The sequence below is a fragment of the Parabacteroides goldsteinii genome (assembly GCF_020091425.1).
Taxonomy (GTDB): domain Bacteria; phylum Bacteroidota; class Bacteroidia; order Bacteroidales; family Tannerellaceae; genus Parabacteroides; species Parabacteroides goldsteinii.
Window position 1 is genome coordinate 6,036,484 of record NZ_CP081906.1, and the last position, 15,301, is coordinate 6,051,784.

At 44.0% G+C, this 15,301-nt stretch carries 19 protein-coding genes; 7 read left to right on the forward strand and 12 right to left on the reverse strand.

Going from position 1 to position 15,301, the window contains the following annotated elements; all coding sequences use genetic code 11:
• The first annotated feature begins 1 nt into the window (after nt 1).
• Nucleotides 2-397 (forward strand): hypothetical protein, encoded by a 396-nt coding sequence (locus tag K6V26_RS24780; protein WP_004295466.1) that lies wholly within the window; start codon nt 2-4, stop codon nt 395-397.
• Nucleotides 394-780 (forward strand): hypothetical protein, encoded by a 387-nt coding sequence (locus K6V26_RS24785; RefSeq protein ID WP_004295467.1) that lies wholly within the window; start codon nt 394-396, stop codon nt 778-780. Before K6V26_RS24780 ends, K6V26_RS24785 begins: the two co-directional genes overlap by 4 nt.
• A gap of 28 nt (nt 781-808) precedes the next feature.
• Here K6V26_RS24785 and K6V26_RS24790 read toward each other — a convergent pair whose 3' ends face one another.
• From K6V26_RS24790 to K6V26_RS24820, 7 genes are all read right to left on the reverse strand, one after another.
• Nucleotides 809-1,399 (reverse strand): DUF4948 family protein, encoded by a 591-nt coding sequence (locus K6V26_RS24790; protein WP_004295468.1) that lies wholly within the window; start codon nt 1,397-1,399, stop codon nt 809-811.
• A gap of 92 nt (nt 1,400-1,491) precedes the next feature.
• A complete protein-coding gene (locus K6V26_RS24795; RefSeq protein WP_004295469.1) occupies nt 1,492-2,037 on the reverse strand; it encodes an imm11 family protein in 546 nt (181 codons plus the stop codon).
• 75 nt (nt 2,038-2,112) lie between these two features.
• Entirely contained in the window at nt 2,113-2,718 is a 606-nt protein-coding gene (locus K6V26_RS24800) for a hypothetical protein (protein WP_004295470.1), read from the reverse strand.
• 65 nt (nt 2,719-2,783) lie between these two features.
• Nucleotides 2,784-3,404 (reverse strand): hypothetical protein, encoded by a 621-nt coding sequence (locus tag K6V26_RS24805; protein ID WP_004295471.1) that lies wholly within the window; start codon nt 3,402-3,404, stop codon nt 2,784-2,786.
• Nucleotides 3,405-3,462: 58 nt separating this feature from the next.
• Nucleotides 3,463-4,218 carry a DUF6630 family protein gene (locus K6V26_RS24810; protein WP_004295472.1) on the reverse strand — a complete coding sequence of 252 codons (756 nt, stop codon included), beginning with the start codon at nt 4,216-4,218 and terminating at the stop codon, nt 3,463-3,465.
• A gap of 70 nt (nt 4,219-4,288) precedes the next feature.
• Nucleotides 4,289-4,540: a hypothetical protein gene (locus K6V26_RS24815; protein ID WP_004319180.1), complete on the reverse strand. Its 252-nt coding sequence runs from the start codon at nt 4,538-4,540 to the stop codon at nt 4,289-4,291.
• 421 nt (nt 4,541-4,961) lie between these two features.
• Nucleotides 4,962-5,303 (reverse strand): hypothetical protein, encoded by a 342-nt coding sequence (locus K6V26_RS24820; protein WP_004295473.1) that lies wholly within the window; start codon nt 5,301-5,303, stop codon nt 4,962-4,964.
• Nucleotides 5,304-5,609: 306 nt separating this feature from the next.
• On the opposite strand from K6V26_RS24820, the gene K6V26_RS24825 reads away from it, so the two are divergent.
• Both K6V26_RS24825 and K6V26_RS24830 read left to right on the forward strand, forming a co-directional pair.
• A complete protein-coding gene (locus K6V26_RS24825) occupies nt 5,610-6,482 on the forward strand; it encodes a transposase (RefSeq protein WP_118132253.1) in 873 nt (290 codons plus the stop codon).
• Nucleotides 6,483-6,688: 206 nt separating this feature from the next.
• The gene (locus K6V26_RS24830; RefSeq protein ID WP_014774638.1) at nt 6,689-7,657 is read left to right on the forward strand and encodes an IS110 family RNA-guided transposase; all 969 of its coding nucleotides are present in this window, start codon (nt 6,689-6,691) and stop codon (nt 7,655-7,657) included.
• A gap of 59 nt (nt 7,658-7,716) precedes the next feature.
• Here the strand turns inward: K6V26_RS24830 and K6V26_RS24835 are convergent, their stop codons facing one another.
• The 5 genes from K6V26_RS24835 to K6V26_RS24855 form a co-directional block, all read right to left on the reverse strand.
• Nucleotides 7,717-8,316: a DUF6707 family protein gene (locus tag K6V26_RS24835; protein WP_004319195.1), complete on the reverse strand. Its 600-nt coding sequence runs from the start codon at nt 8,314-8,316 to the stop codon at nt 7,717-7,719.
• A gap of 67 nt (nt 8,317-8,383) precedes the next feature.
• Complete coding sequence (locus tag K6V26_RS24840) at nt 8,384-8,809, reverse strand: hypothetical protein (RefSeq protein ID WP_005681360.1); 426 nt, start codon at nt 8,807-8,809, stop codon at nt 8,384-8,386.
• A gap of 66 nt (nt 8,810-8,875) precedes the next feature.
• The gene (locus tag K6V26_RS24845; RefSeq protein ID WP_004319187.1) at nt 8,876-9,439 is read right to left on the reverse strand and encodes a hypothetical protein; all 564 of its coding nucleotides are present in this window, start codon (nt 9,437-9,439) and stop codon (nt 8,876-8,878) included.
• A gap of 70 nt (nt 9,440-9,509) precedes the next feature.
• Entirely contained in the window at nt 9,510-9,935 is a 426-nt protein-coding gene (locus K6V26_RS24850; protein WP_005681360.1) for a hypothetical protein, read from the reverse strand.
• A gap of 64 nt (nt 9,936-9,999) precedes the next feature.
• On the reverse strand, nt 10,000-11,118 hold the full coding sequence (locus K6V26_RS24855; RefSeq protein WP_004319196.1) for a tyrosine-type recombinase/integrase: 1,119 nt from the start codon (nt 11,116-11,118) through the stop codon (nt 10,000-10,002).
• Between the two features lie 313 nt (nt 11,119-11,431).
• Here K6V26_RS24855 and K6V26_RS24860 point away from each other — a divergent pair, with 313 nt between their 5' ends.
• The 3 genes from K6V26_RS24860 to K6V26_RS24870 are packed head-to-tail and all read left to right on the forward strand — an operon-like array spanning nt 11,432 to nt 15,223.
• Nucleotides 11,432-12,889 (forward strand): DUF3945 domain-containing protein, encoded by a 1,458-nt coding sequence (locus K6V26_RS24860; RefSeq protein WP_004295478.1) that lies wholly within the window; start codon nt 11,432-11,434, stop codon nt 12,887-12,889.
• Nucleotides 12,890-12,892: 3 nt separating this feature from the next.
• The gene (locus tag K6V26_RS24865) at nt 12,893-13,108 is read left to right on the forward strand and encodes a hypothetical protein (RefSeq protein WP_004319199.1); all 216 of its coding nucleotides are present in this window, start codon (nt 12,893-12,895) and stop codon (nt 13,106-13,108) included.
• A 15-nt stretch (nt 13,109-13,123) separates the two neighbouring features.
• Nucleotides 13,124-15,223 (forward strand): type IA DNA topoisomerase, encoded by a 2,100-nt coding sequence (locus tag K6V26_RS24870; protein ID WP_004319201.1) that lies wholly within the window; start codon nt 13,124-13,126, stop codon nt 15,221-15,223.
• The last annotated feature ends 78 nt before the right edge of the window (nt 15,224-15,301 follow it).

The window sequence follows — 15,301 nt, forward strand, 5'->3', positions numbered from 1 at the left end:
TATGGAAAAGGACAATCGCAAATACCGGATCTGCTTCATCGACTATATGTGGTATGTAGCCGAGATATGGCACGAAAGGGAGCGTACCAATCTCAACGGACGTATGCTACTGTTTTGGTGCTGGCTCTTCGTCCTACTCATACCGCTTGGGGTTCCGCCGATATTGCGCCTTTTCGGCTGGATGATTGGTTTGGCCATAGTGATTCCTCTCTGCTTTCTTCCCGATTTATTCTGCAAGCTACGCTATACAGCCGGACGGCGTGAAGCGCTCCGTGAACATTACGGGAAGATGAAACATCCCGGCAGGAAGCTCGCCAAAATAGTTCTTATCGCTATCGCCCTGATCGTGGCAAATGTAGCGCTGATGTTCCACCTCGGATTTATACATTGGGCATGATGAAACGGCAGGAGAATAAGCAACGGTTCTATCTCTGGGACTACCTCTGGTGGATGGGGGAGAAATTGGAACAAGCAAGACGAACAGGCAGGGTCGATGGCGAAATGATGCTCTCGATTTATATCTTCGCTCTTTTGATATTCCCTATGATGACTGTTACTATCCGGCTTTTTCCAGGTGTGTCGGCATTGTTGCCATGTGTCGTTTTTAGCATTGTCACATTTGCCGTTATGTCGCTCGTCAGCAGGATTTACAAATGGCGAGGCAAAGCAGTGATGTCTCACTATGCCAAGTGCAGGTTTAACGAACTCCTTGCGGTTCTGTTATTTTTCCTTGCGATAGCCATTATCTGCTTTATGATGTATCTTCTTGACAAAAAGTGAAACAAGCTTTGATACGAACTCCGGGCCGTTATATCGAATGGTCTAACTCGATGTACCAGTTTCCCTTGATGGGTTTGTAAAGCGTGGTGTCGTTGTACGTCCTGCGGTAGATCTCGTTCAGGTCGCCATATTCGGTGATACGGATATTCCGACGGCTTCTCAATCCGGGATCGTAAACGAAACTCTTGGACGTTCCCGCATCCACGATGCCGTGGGAGTAGTACGGCATAACAAGGCTCACATATACCGAATCTGCCGTTCCCCATTCCCTGCGATCAACAAGGATAAAACCGCATCCAATCTCTGATAACAAGGAGTCGAGTAGGATTCGCTCCGGCTTCAACAGTCCATATACCGGAATGTCTTGTTCGTCATTCGTTTTATGGAATGTATCGCTTTGTTCTGTTGAATCAAGTATAATGACCTCTTCCGGAGAAAGCGGCGGGTAGTGAAAACTACCTTCTGAACTCTCTGCCATGATTTCGTACACCTTACGGAACGCCACCTCGTGCGTGGTGAAATGGCGTATCATTTCCTCGTCCGACGGCGGCATGGGAGGCTCTCCGCAGCTTGCGGCAAGCAGGATTACAAATAACAGGATTATGATTGGTGTTCTCATTTTCTAATGTTTAATAGGATGCAGATAATCACTGTTTAAGTGATTGATGTGCGTGTTATCAATACTTTAACTACAAACTTTAAAACAATCATTCATTTTATAATAATAGTTTCGTATCTATCAAAATGTATTCCTTGAAGATGATGTTTCAATACAAGGTTCTTAAATTCCTCCCCATAAAAAGTATAGCGACAATTTACATTCGGAAGTCTGAAAATAGTTTGCTCTTGGATTTTATTTTTATCCAACACAAATTTATTTATACAACTCACCCATCCTCTTTCTTTATCTAACCACACTATATCTGATTCTTTTTCAATCAAAGCATCTATTATATTGGTACAATGAAAAAAATAAAAACCTTTTGGCGACTTTATATCAAGAATTTCTCCATTTTTGATAAGAATATTTTCTAAAATACTTAATGCTTTGTCGCTAATAGTTAATAGAGGATTACAAAATTGTGATAAATCAAAATGTTTATGTCTATTACTTTTTTTCCATATATATTCCATCTCAGGAGGATTCCACTGCTTTAGTAAACCTTCAGCATGTCCCATACAATTTTGCCAATCTTCCACATTTGGAAAACGTAAATCGTTAAATCCTTCTAAACTACCTATTAAGTAAAAGTTCATATTGTCGTACTGTAATTGATAATGGTTTGACGGGGAACGGCGTTAGTCCGTTATCCCGGCTTGTTAATATTAAATTTATGTTTCCTGATAGATTGTTTCAGAATATAATTCTGTCGAAAGAATAATAGATTTTAATTCTCCATTAGACTTATAATCAAATGAATGTTGTAACGTATCCTGTTCAATATCATTTCTATCAAATTGTCTTATAACTATTTTTTGTAGGCGGTCATTTTCATAAAAATATGTTTCTTCTCTACTTCCACGAGAACCCTTTGAATACATTTTCTCTATTTTACCATTACTTCCATATAGATAATATCGGACATTCACAATACGTTTGCTATTATCATATGCAATAGTTTTCATGAGTTCCTTTTCATAAATGAAAAAGGTGTAATAGAATTGATTTTTAAGTTCCAAGCCCTCTCGGATTTCTATAATTTGATTTTTTACATCGAAATAATAAGTAAATAGGTTATTAGTTGTTTTGAGAGAAGTTACATTTCCAACTATTTTCCCTTGCTTAAACCTGTTTCTTTGATAAGAATAAGGGGATATTTCGTAGAACTCACCTTTGTAATTCTCTTCCCTTACAACATTCTTATCAATTTCTCTTTTCAATTCATCAAACATATTTCTCAATGAATTAAAATCATCTTTCAATTTATCAGGTATCATAGTGTTTCCTTTTAATATTAATGTTTGGTGGCTAACCGACCTTTCAGGGGTAGTTAAGCCGCTTGTTAGCAACCTCTTTTCGTTTTATAGATTATTTCAGAATATCCATTTGGAAATGATTTGGTAATACTTTCTAAAGCCCCATCGTCTTGATATTGGAATATATGAATTAAATCATTACCACTATTACCCTCAATATCATATTGTTTGACTTCAATATGTGTCAAAGCATTTTCTTTATAGATATAATTCTCTTCACGGCAACCATACCTACCACATAACTGTGACCGTTTCAGCTTTCCGCCCTCAAAAAAGTAATGGCATACATTCATCAAATGTTTTCCATTATCGTATAGAATACTTTTCACAAGATTGTCTGTATAATACAGGAAAGTGTGATAAAACTGATTTTCAATAGAACAACCAACCTTAACTTCTACGATTTGATTTTGGTTATTAAATCCGTAGATACAAAGATTTTTGGTGCTTTTTATTGTATCAGGACGCTTTACAGGTTTTCCTTGTTTGCAACCATTACGCTGATAGGAATATGGAGTAAGTTCATAAAACTCGCCCTTATACAACTCAGTCCTGACAACATCGTCTTCTATTTGTTGCCTTATGGTTTCAAAGTCATTTTTCAATGCTTCAAATTCAGTTCTTATAGTTTCTCCAATCATTTTCATCTTTTTGGGGTTGCTAATGTTCGGCAGCGTTCCGCTTATTCAATCGGTTTGCTGTTTGTTATCGGTCTATTTCTTCTGTTTCAATCTTGCCTCCAAGTTGTTCAATTTCTTTTCGATATTCATCCACAATTATAGAGTTCCCTATTCCAAGTAAAATTTTATCTCTTGAACAAAATTCCTTGATTTCACTTAGTGGAACAGAAAATTTCTTTTTTAAGTACAGCATAATTTTAGGCAATTCATTTCCCTTGTCTGCAAGATATATATTGTAAATCTTAGGACTAATGATTGTCAGATAATCATCTAATTCCGTATTCTCAAATTGCACAAACTCGGCAGTTGGTAATATTGCATAACGAAAACAATCCGATTTTGTATCACAAAACACAATGGAATAACCGCCTCTGTTAAGTTGCTTGTTCATAGCTTGGAACAACAAAGGCAAATAGTCACCTCGGCGAATTTTGTCCCAATCCAAAGAATCCTCAAACTTTTTAGTGTTCCATAAGAAACGTTCTATCCCATAATTCTTTAACATCATCGTAATGGAACGCTTAACCTGCCCTGAATATTCTTCACCACTCCAATCAATAACTGCCATTCTGTGAGAAACTATAGCAAAACAAAGCATAATATCTACTTCACTAAATTCATTGTCTTCAGAGCTTGTATCGTACCATCCCTTTTCAAACATTTTCCTATGTTGAAGGACAAAGGTTCTCTTATCTATATTGAACAACTGAATCATTTCTAAAAATTCATCATAGTGTTCTTTTAATAACACTTTAGCGAATAATTGAAGTTTACTATCCATATTTTAATTTTTAGACCGATAATGTTTGTTGGATAATCGACCTTTGGAAGATTAATCCGTATGCTATCGTTTATTTCAACTTAATTAGTTTTTCATATTGACAAGAAACATCAAGAAGTTTATCTACTAATTCATCTCCAAGCCAACAATCTATTAGATATTTGCCATAACTTGGTGTAAACGAGTAAATATCTTTATCAATCGCATTAATCATATTTTCCAATTCTTTTTGTACATTATGTAATGCACCATCAGGAAGAGAAGTCTTCCTACATTCAAAAGGTTGCGCTAATATTCTTTTTACATCATCAAGTATATTCACACAACAACTTTTTACTGTTTCTTTTCTACTTACCATATTAAACGATAATGTTTGGTGGCTAACCGACCTTTCAGGGGAGGTTAAGCCGCTTGTTACTAACATTTTATTGTGTCAATTCATTATTAGTTTTACAACAGACCAATGACATTTGCAACAATATATATTGTCGCTATGTTGTTCTATACCTTCTATATCTATCATTGGAAGTTGTAATTTCTTTCCTTTCATCACAATCTCAAACTCATTGAAATGCCAATCTTTAAGTTCTTGTTTTTCTATTGTGAAGCCACAACTCTGTAAAAGTGTTGTAAGCTCTATTATAGGATTGCATATTGATTTGTATTGACACATATTATTTTTTCCTTGTTAGTAATGTCCGGCAGATAAACCGCCTTCAATGTTTCATCTGTTTGTTAGCAACCTATTTTCTATCAATCTTTTGTAAAAGTTGATTGTAATACTTCTCTAACATTTTGATGTTATTTTTTCTGTCAATTTTTCCACTTTCATTATCTGTGTATGCAAACCACTTAAATAGCAATTCAACAAAAATATGTTTACCAATTTCTGTTAAAGAACTTTCCTTAATAATTGAAGGCATGATTAGGTTTCCTTCATTATCACATGGATTATCACACAAAAGCCCCTTTCCGTATGCGTAGTTTAATAAGTTCTGACAACAGACTTTTGCGTAGTCTTTATCTCTCTGACGGATTTGAGCTTCTATAAGTCCGTCAACATCAAAAATTATTTGGTCACTCATATTCTTTTTAGTTTGTAAAGTTGCTAATGTTTGGTGGCTAACCGACCTTTTCAGGGGAGGTTAAGCCACTTGTTACCCACATTGTATATTTGTAATTAGTTAATTCCAATCAGCAGTTGAACTGCTGTGATTTATAAGTTTAACCGAGGTCATTTAAGCCTCGGAATTAGTTGTAAATATTTGAAAATTAAGGGATGGAAATACTTGTAAAATCCTTGAAAATCAGTAATTTAAAGTAAAAAATACCCCTATTTTTTGCTTGTTATGATTCCCAAGGACAAAGAGTATAGACTAATAAAAATCTATATGTATATCTGCGATATGTACGAACAAAGCCTCAAATACCATTGCCAAAGATACAGCAATAATTCGAAACCGTTGTTCTCCGACGAGGAAATCCTCACGATTTATTTCTTTGTCGGTCATGAGCAGAAGTACACCCTCATCAAGGATATTCACAACTTCGCTAAAGAGTACTTGCGCGACTGGTTCCCGAACCTGGTGTCCTATCAGACATTCAATTACCGTCTCAACAGGATGGCCGGTGCTGTTAGGGAACTGTCCTCGCAGTTATTAAGGATGTTCAGGCCTTCTGACTGTCAGGATGATACCGTGATTGTTGACTCGATGCCGATAATCACATGCTGCGGAAGAAACCGTACAGGCAAGGTCGCCAGAGATATCGCTGACAAAGGATACTGTTCCACCAAGAACCTGTACTATCATGGACTAAAGCTTCACATGGTAGGATATCGCAGGAAAGGGCATCTTCCTCATCCGTGCCAGATAGCGCTCTCTCCTGCCTCCGAGAATGACCTGAAGGTCTTCCAGAGCGAATGCATGCCGGATCTTTTCAACAAGAAGATCTTCGCTGACAAGATATACCGAAGCAATGACTACTGGGAGCAGGAAAGACGCGATAAGGCCAATGAGTTCTACGCTCCCGTCAAGTCAATCAAAGGGGCTCCTGAAGAAGAGAAGCAGAGAAGCAAGGCCGCTGATGACATTTATTCTCAAGCCGTTTCATCTGTCAGGGAACCCATTGAAGCGCTATTCAGTTGGCTGAACGAAAAAACAAATATTCAAAGAGCTTCAAAGTGCCGCTCTACTTGCGGACTGCTAATTCATACGATGGGAAAGGTAGCCATCGCATTTTTATACCTTATTTTCAACTACTGATTCAAATAGTTAATTAAATTTGAATAGTTAAGACATCAGAGTATGGAATAAGTCCGATCTCTCATTGGTTTTCTAAACCGGGAATTATGTTCTGACCCCATACTCTTTACATCAGAATCCGGATAGTTCGTAAGGTGTCTGAGCCCGTATTCGCAATGAAGGACCAAGATGTAAGCGATGTCGTTAAAACCAAAAAATGAACGGCCATGAGGTACATTGGAATCGACGTGAGCAAGGCTACATTCGTGGTAGCTTACTCCTCCGACAAAGGCGGGGAGATCCGTACTTTTAACAACACGACCGCTGGTATCAGACAGTTTATCGGGACTCTCCCCAAAGACGGCAGTATCCACTGTGTTATGGAGGCGACAGGGAATTACAGCGCCTTGCTGCTGTATATGCTCAATGTCGCCGGAATTACTGTCAGCATGGAGAATCCGCTGAAGGTAAAGAACTTCGCCAAAGCCTTGCTCTCTACGGTCAAGACCGATAAGAGCGATGCACGACTCATTACCTTGTACGGAGAGAAGATGAACCCGCGTCCTTTCAAGGTACAGGGAGAGGCCATCCTGCGGCTCCGACAGAAAAGAACCGTCATTCGCCAACTTACTAAGCAGATTACCGCCATGTCGAACCTTCGTGGCTCTCTTGCATGTCTGCCTGTCCCGGACAAAGGTGCAACTCATACCGTAGACGAAACTATCAAGTTCCTTGAAAAGAAGCGTGACAGGCTCCAGGCGGAACTCACGGATCTTGTCGAAGTGGAGTTCAGCCGACAACTCGCGCTGCTGACGACCATCAAAGGGATAGGCATAACGCTTGCCACGGCGCTCATCATCACTACTGGAGGCTTTACCTACTTCCAAAATGCCAAGCAGGTGTCCCGGTATCTCGGAATTTGTCCCACTTACGAACAGTCCGGAACTTCGGTAAACATCAAAGGGCATATCAACCGAAACGGAGACGCATACACTAGAGGACTTCTCTATATCGCCGCTTGGCCTGCCAGTAGGTTCAATGCCCAATGCAAAGAGACCTATACGAGGCTCAGGCAAAACGGAAAATCGGGAAAACTCGCTATGATCGCTGTCGCAAACAAGCTCATCAGGCAGGCTTTTGCTGTTGTCGCGCACGATAAAGAGTATATCGACGGATTCGTCTCCAACAGACCTTAGTAGGAACCATTCTCCGATATTATTACTCTTTTTCCGCATTTTTTAATATAGTTCGTAATTCATTTTTCTTTTGAGAGAATGGAAACATAGTTATTTATGTCCTGCTGTAATTCTTCCCAATGTGCTGATAGATTTGGATATAACCCTGTTGCGCCATATCCTATCATTTTGAAAAGGGCTGTAAAACGACATTCATTAGCGTAATGTGAATCTTCTTCAATATTCTTACGGCGCAATACATCAGGATAAGTAAACGTAAGATACAATTCGTCTGCGTCTTTTCTACTTTTTTCTGCGCTTTCGTCAGCAAGCGGTTGTGCATGAATATGATCGATTGATTTTATTCTTACATCAGCTTCTTCATATTTTCCTTGCGCTTTTAGGATAAACACCTCAAGTCCCCATAGGCATAGTATAAAAGTCCAGACGTTAAACACTCCTCTACCCGGAAAAGGAACATTATGCGTATAGCGAGAAACTGCGAGAGCTTCATCAATATGTCCATATATGAAAAGACGATAGCCAAGGCTGCATAAATTTCGGGCATCCTCGCCACTATTAAAAGAACATTTCTTTATTAATTTCTTACACAAACTCACCACCTTCTTTCTGGGGCAAGAGTTCATTATTGATTCAAACAATTCTTTTCCTGTTTCCATTTTCTTTATTCTTTTGTGGGTAATGTTTGGCAGCTAACCGACCTTTAAGGGGAGGTTGAGCCGCTTGTTATTCTTTCAATTTGGATATGGAGTGTAATATTACAGCTCTTCTATTGGTTATACCGGTTTCTTCACATATACAAGCAATTCCATCAGACAATATTATGGCAAAGCCAAAATTCGACTGTATTCCTGCATTTATAGCCTCTGATATATCTGCCCATTTTTGATCCAGCTCAAAAAAACCGATGCAATATCCTTCTTTCTCTTTAGATAATTCACGAAGTCTATCTGTCAAATGGATTAAATCCGTAGAATTATAGACCTCGACAATCTTATTCTCATTTATAATATCCATCATATTATGACAAATTCGACTAATAGCTTTTACTCTTTTTTTGTTTGATGACAGTTCAAAAAAGAAACGGTCTTGATAACCAGACTTAATGAATTGCTTACAAAAAAAATCTTCTATGGTATTTCCTTTATTCATATCCAATTCTTTTGAAGAATAATGTTTGGTGGCTAACTAACCTTTATAGGAATGTTCAGCCGCTTGTTATAATAAGTTTCCAATATCAAAGCCTAATTCTTTTAATACATTTGTTTGTTCTTTTTGGTATTCTAAAGTTCCACTATGGATAAAATCTTTATTTACAATATAGCTATTGGGGAAATCCTTGTAATACCTCATTAGAAAGTCTGGTATAATTTTATAAGTATTAAAACAAAATAAAATCTTACCAGATTTTACTAATCTAATAAACTCCTCTTTACTTTCACATTGATAAAGGTTCCCATCTTCATGAAAAACTCTGCATTGATCAAGAAATAATTTCATGTTGAAATTAGCAAAATTAGCTAAATATTGAGGGCGTTGCCACCGTGCAATATCTGTACTGTCTGGAGATGATACGACTTTTCCCCATATACCTCGTTTTATAGGAAAAGAGTTACAGCTAAAATAGAGACGATAATGGGTTTGGGCAAATGTCTCTTCATTCAGTTCGCCTTCTAATGATGAAAAAACGCCATAACATTCGTTTGTCAAAAGTCTTACATAATATAATTCACCATTTCGACCATTAATTTTATAAATTGCCCCCAACTCATATTTTGCCATAATGCTTTGATTTTTATTTATTATAATGTTTGGCAGCTAACCGACCTTTAAGGGGAGGTTGAGCCGCTTGTTATTCTTTCAATTTGGATATGGAGTGTAATATTACAGCTCTTCTATTGGTTATACCGGTTTCTTCACATATACAAGCAATTCCATCAGACAATATTATGGCAAAGCCAAAATTCGACTGTATTCCTGCATTTATAGCCTCTGATATATCTGCCCATTTTTGATCCAGCTCAAAAAAACCGATGCAATATCCTTCTTTCTCTTTAGATAATTCACGAAGTCTATCTGTCAAATGGATTAAATCCGTAGAATTATAGACCTCGACAATCTTATTCTCATTTATAATATCCATCATATTATGACAAATTCGACTAATAGCTTTTACTCTTTTTTTGTTTGATGACAGTTCAAAAAAGAAACGGTCTTGATAACCAGACTTAATGAATTGCTTACAAAAAAAATCTTCTATGGTATTTCCTTTATTCATATCCAATTCTTTTGAAGAATAATGTTATACTATCAGCCGATTTGGCTGTTATTTTCTTTAAGTATCAGACCTCGTCTTCCTCCATCAACAGATCGTCCAACGGGCTTTTGATATTGCTTTTGAAAGTGTCGGCTATGTGGACATACCTTTCTGTCGTCTTGATATTGTTATGTCCCATAAGCTCTTTCACTATCTTGATGTCGGTTCCCTGCTCCAGCAGGTGAGTGGCGAACGAATGGCGCAGCAGGTGCGGATAAATCCGTTTCGTGATTCCCGCTTCCCGGGCCGCTGCCTTCAGCCGTTTCGACACGATACTCTCGGTGAAAGGTTCTCCCGGTCTGTGTTCAAAAAGCCACACTTTCGGTTTGTATAGTCTGTTATATTCCGTCAGCTTTTTCATCAACGGTCTTGACAGCAGGGTGTAGCGGTCTTTTTTCCCTTTACCCTGCCGCACCCGTATCAGGGAGCGGGATTCGTTGATGTCGCCGGGTTTCAGTTCCAGCAGTTCGCTGATGCGCAACCCTGCGGAATAGAGTATGGAGAACATACAGAAGAAACGCAGGTCTGTCACCGTCACGTCGAGTATTTTCTTTATTTCCTCCTTGCTCAACACGTCGGGCAGCGTCTTCTCCCGTTTGGCACGGTTCACCTTGTAACACCGCCGTTCCTGACCGAGAACTTTCTCGTAATAGAACTTGATGGCGTTGATACGCTGGTTTTGCTGGCAGGAGGATATGTTTTTCTCGTGGATGAGATACAGCAGGTAGTCGTTTATCTCGCCGGGAGTAACCGTTTCAATCTTACGCCCCTCGAAATGCTGTTGGAAATCGCGGAAATAGGAGGTATATACCCTTACGGTATGGTCACTGTAACGCACTTGCTGAAGTTTTTCCAGATAGCCTTCCGGCAGTGGCGGCCGTTTGTCTTCCTCTTTACGGGGTGCGGTTTCCTTGATGGCAGAATAGTCTATAAACGCCATTTTTACATAGCGGTCGAAGAACTCGGCAAGCACGAAATCTTCTGCCGGCAGATAAGCCCTGCCGCCGACAAGCAGTACGTTTTCTTCCTTCGACAGCGACAAGCGGATGTCATTGTCATTACCGAAAGTCACTTCGACAAATTCTCTCCCGTTTCTTATCACCGGAGAAAGTTTGATCTTGGTTTTTGGGGTATATATTTCCATGCCTCACGTTTTGTCGGATATTGAAACCCGTTTTCGCAAATTTATAAAAAAACACGGGTTATCCATGCGCTTTATTGACATTTAACAATAGATCCCGACTACCTGACAAATAAGGTGAGGAGCCACGAAAATACCCTCTGCCAAATCCGTCCTTCCCGGCACTCCGTTTCTCCGATTTCCTCTGCCCTGCGCCACAAGCGGCCACTTCTGTGCCCGATGCTTCCATAGCCTTTCCAACTCTTTTACGTTCAGCCGGTTCCCCTTACTTTCGTTCCCGCATCGCTATTGGTGCTAACTAAAAACACTCGTAATTATGGACGAAAACGTAAAGAACGACGCTAAACAAGTCATGCTCGTTCAGAATGCCGACGACGGACGACTACAAGCCGTTACCGGCGTGGATCAGGACGGCAATATCCAGACCGCCGACCCCACGGATCAGAACGTGGCGAGCCTGCTGAACGTGAACACGCAGGATTCAGCCCTCGAAGCCTTCTTCAAAAAGTTCATGGAACAGGCCCAGAACCCCGTCCACACGGGTATCTTCGTCATGACGGAGAATGCCCTGAACAAACTTATCCGCATCGACTTCGACCCGGAGATTCTGGAAAATTACCGTATCGACCCCTCCGAACGGCTCCAGACGCAGGAGCAGCGGCAGTTCGAGCCGCTGGACGTCACGAAGATAGACCTGGCGGATATGGAGAAGAAAGGTATCCGCATGGAGGACATCGAGCCGCACCTGAAAGCCATGTCTTACGGACATAAATCCAACGGGCTGGTGGAGATGAACCCCGAACTGGAGAACGGGATGCGTGTTTCCACCAAAGGGCGCGTGTCGCTCGAAGAGCAGGCGGACGGCTCGCTGCGCGTCGTGCCGCATTACTGGCAGGAACGACCCGACCTCGACGCCCCCTTCCACGGGGTGCTGCTCGACGAGGAGGCGAAAACGAACCTGATGAACACCCGCCACGCCGGGAAAGTGATCGACCTGGAGCTGGAGCCGGGCAAGCTCACGCCCTGCTACGTGTCGATAGACAAATGGACGAACACGCTGGAACCCATGCCCGTTTCGTTACTCGAAAAACGTGCCCGCATCAAGGAGGCCGACCTCTCGGAAGGCAAGCAGATGGATTTCTACGGCGGCGGCAAGGTGTTGCTCGAAGGATATACCACCCGCGCGGGTTATAAGCGGGATGCCTATATCCAAATCGACGCGGCCGAACGTAACTATTCCTTTACCTACGACGGTTTGGATCGCAACCGCTACGCCCAGGAGAACAAGGAGATTTACCGTCAGAAGGCCGCCGAGAAAAACGGACGGCAGGAAACTACGGCCTCCGAACGACAGCCCACGCTCACGATTCACCGGACAATCCTCAAAGCCTCCGTGCCCAAAGAGGCTTATGACCAGTGGACGGAAGCGGTGAATGATCCCTCCAAGCGGGCGGATGTCAAGGCTTTCTACATCAAGGGCATGGTCAAGGACGGGCAGGGTGAGCCGTTCAACGCCTGGGTCAAGCCCAACTTCGAGCGTAACAAGATGGACTTCTTCCGCTGGAATCCCGACCGTGCGAAACGGCAGGGAGCGGAGGTCAAACCCGCCGTTGAAAGCCGTACCCAGGTCGCCGTCAATTCCGAGGGCAAGACCGTCGAAGCGGTCAAAGGTGTGAAAGAGCCGCTCAAGCAGGGACAGCAGGAAGCCACCCCGACGCAGAAGAAAAATTACCGCAGCAGCAAAAAGAGCAACTCCAAAGGTGTCAAGGTATAACGTATGAAATGGTTCTACATGCAGGCCGGAGCCATGCCGCTCCTGATCGCGGCGCTGGCCGCCTTGTACCTCCGGCCGGGTAAACGCAGCCCCCCGGAGGAGGCGGACGACGGACGGCAGTATTACGACGGGAACGGCAACCATGTCTATTACGACCGCCGGCTGATCGCCCGTCCGGAAAAAGAGAAAGAAGAAGAACTACAAGAAAACAACCACTGAAAAATCCGAATCATCATGCAAGTAATTATCGCAGAAAAGCCCTCGGTGGCGCGTGAGATCGCCGCCATCGTGGGAGCCACGAACCGTAAAGACGGTTTTATCGAGGGAAACGGCTACGCCGTAACCTGGGCCTTCGGCCACCTGGTCGGGCTGGCAATGCCCCAACAGTACGGCATCGCGGGTTTCCGCCGGGAAAACCTGCCTATCCTGCCATCATCGTTCATCCTCCTGCCCCGGCAGGTTCGGGAGGGTAAAGAGTATAAGGCCGACCCGGGTGTCGTGAAGCAGCTCGGTATTCTCCGGGAATTGTTCGGCATGGCCGAGCGCATCATCGTCGCGACCGACGCGGGGCGTGAAGGGGAGCTGATCTTCCGCTACATCTACTCTTACCTGGAATGCCGCACCCCTTTCGTGCGGTTATGGATCAGCAGCCTGACCGACCGGGCCATCCGCGAGGGGTTACAACACCTCCGCCCCGGCAACGAATACGACAACCTTTACCTCTCGGCCAAAGCCCGCAGCGAAGCCGACTGGATCGTCGGTATCAACGCCTCGCAAGCGCTTGCCGTGGCTGCCGGGCGGGGCGTCTGGTCGCTCGGACGGGTGCAGACCCCCACGCTGGCGATCATCTGCTCCCGTTACCTGGAGAACAAGGCGTTCAAGCCCGCCACCTATTTCCGGCTGAAGCTCTCCACGGCAAAGGAGGGCACGGAGTTCACCGTCCTCTCCACGGAGAAATTCGACGGCAGGGAGAAGGCGGAAGCAGCCCGCGCCGAGGTTATCGGCGTCCGAACGGTACGCGTCGTGAACGTGGAGCGCAAGGAGGCCAGGGAACAGCCGCCTCTCTTGTACGACCTGACGACACTCCAAAAAGAGGCCAACAGCCGGTATGGTTTTTCGGCAGAAAAAACGCTCGACATCGCCCAGTCGCTTTACGAGAAGAAGTTCATCACTTATCCCCGTACCGGCTCACGCTATATATCGGAAGATGTGGCCGAGGAGATTCCGGCACTCATCGGGAACATGACACGCTATCCCCGTTTCGCGGAATACGCGGGCAGGATGGATACCGCATCTCTCTCCCGCCGAAGCGTGGACAACGAAAAGATCGCCGACCACCACGCGCTGCTTCCCACCGAGAACCTCCCCTCCGAACTGGATGCCGACCACCGCATCGTCTATGAGATGGTCGCGGGGCGGATGCTCGAAACCTTTTCCGGGGCCTGCGTGAAAGAAAACACTTTCCTTACCCTGCAAAGCGCGGGACATGATTTCACGGCCCGCGGCAGTATCATGGTCGAGACGGGCTGGCGGGCCGTCCTGAATGAACCTGTCGAAGAGAAAGAGGAGGACATGACCCTCCTTCCCGACATCGTGCAAGGCGACGAGCTGCCCGTCAAAGGATGCGGCACGGAACAGAAACAGACCCGGCCGCGCCCCCTTCACACGGAATCGAGCCTGCTGGCGGCGATGGAAACCGCCGGACGCGAACTGTCCGACGAGGCCGAACGCGAGGCGATGAAAGATGCCGGCATCGGCACGCCCGCCACCCGTGCCGCCATCATCGAAACGCTCTTTGCCCGCGAGTATGTCAGGCGAGAGAAAAAGTCGCTTGTACCCACGGACAAGGGACTGGCCGTGTATGCCGTGGTCAGGGACAAGAAGATTGCCGATGTCGCCATGACGGGCGGCTGGGAACTGGCCCTCTCGAAGATCGCCACCGGGGAGATGGACGCCCCGACGTTCCATCGCGGTATCGAGGTCTTCACCTCGCAAATCGCCAAAGAACTGCTGGAAGCAAGAATCGACGGCGCGGAGAGTGACACAGCCTGCCCGCGTTGCGGCAGGCCCGTGGTGTTCTATCCCAAACTCGCCAAGTGTCAGAATCCCGATTGCGGCCTGACCGTATGGAGAACCGTGGGCCGCAAGGAGCTGACCGACAAGCAGCTCGCGGAACTGCTGACCAAAGGCAAAACCGGCACGATCCGGGGATTCGTCAAAAACGGCGGCGGAACGTTCGACGCGGCCCTCACGCTCGATGACCAGTTCAAGACCTCGTTCGTTTTCGAACCGCGCGATACTCCCAGGCAGGGAAAGAGGAACAAACGGAAATAATCGTTACCTTTGCCACTGGAAAAGACCTGTCATAACGAGATACGCTTGTTTGATAAGGATTTTTTCAGTGGTCGGCGC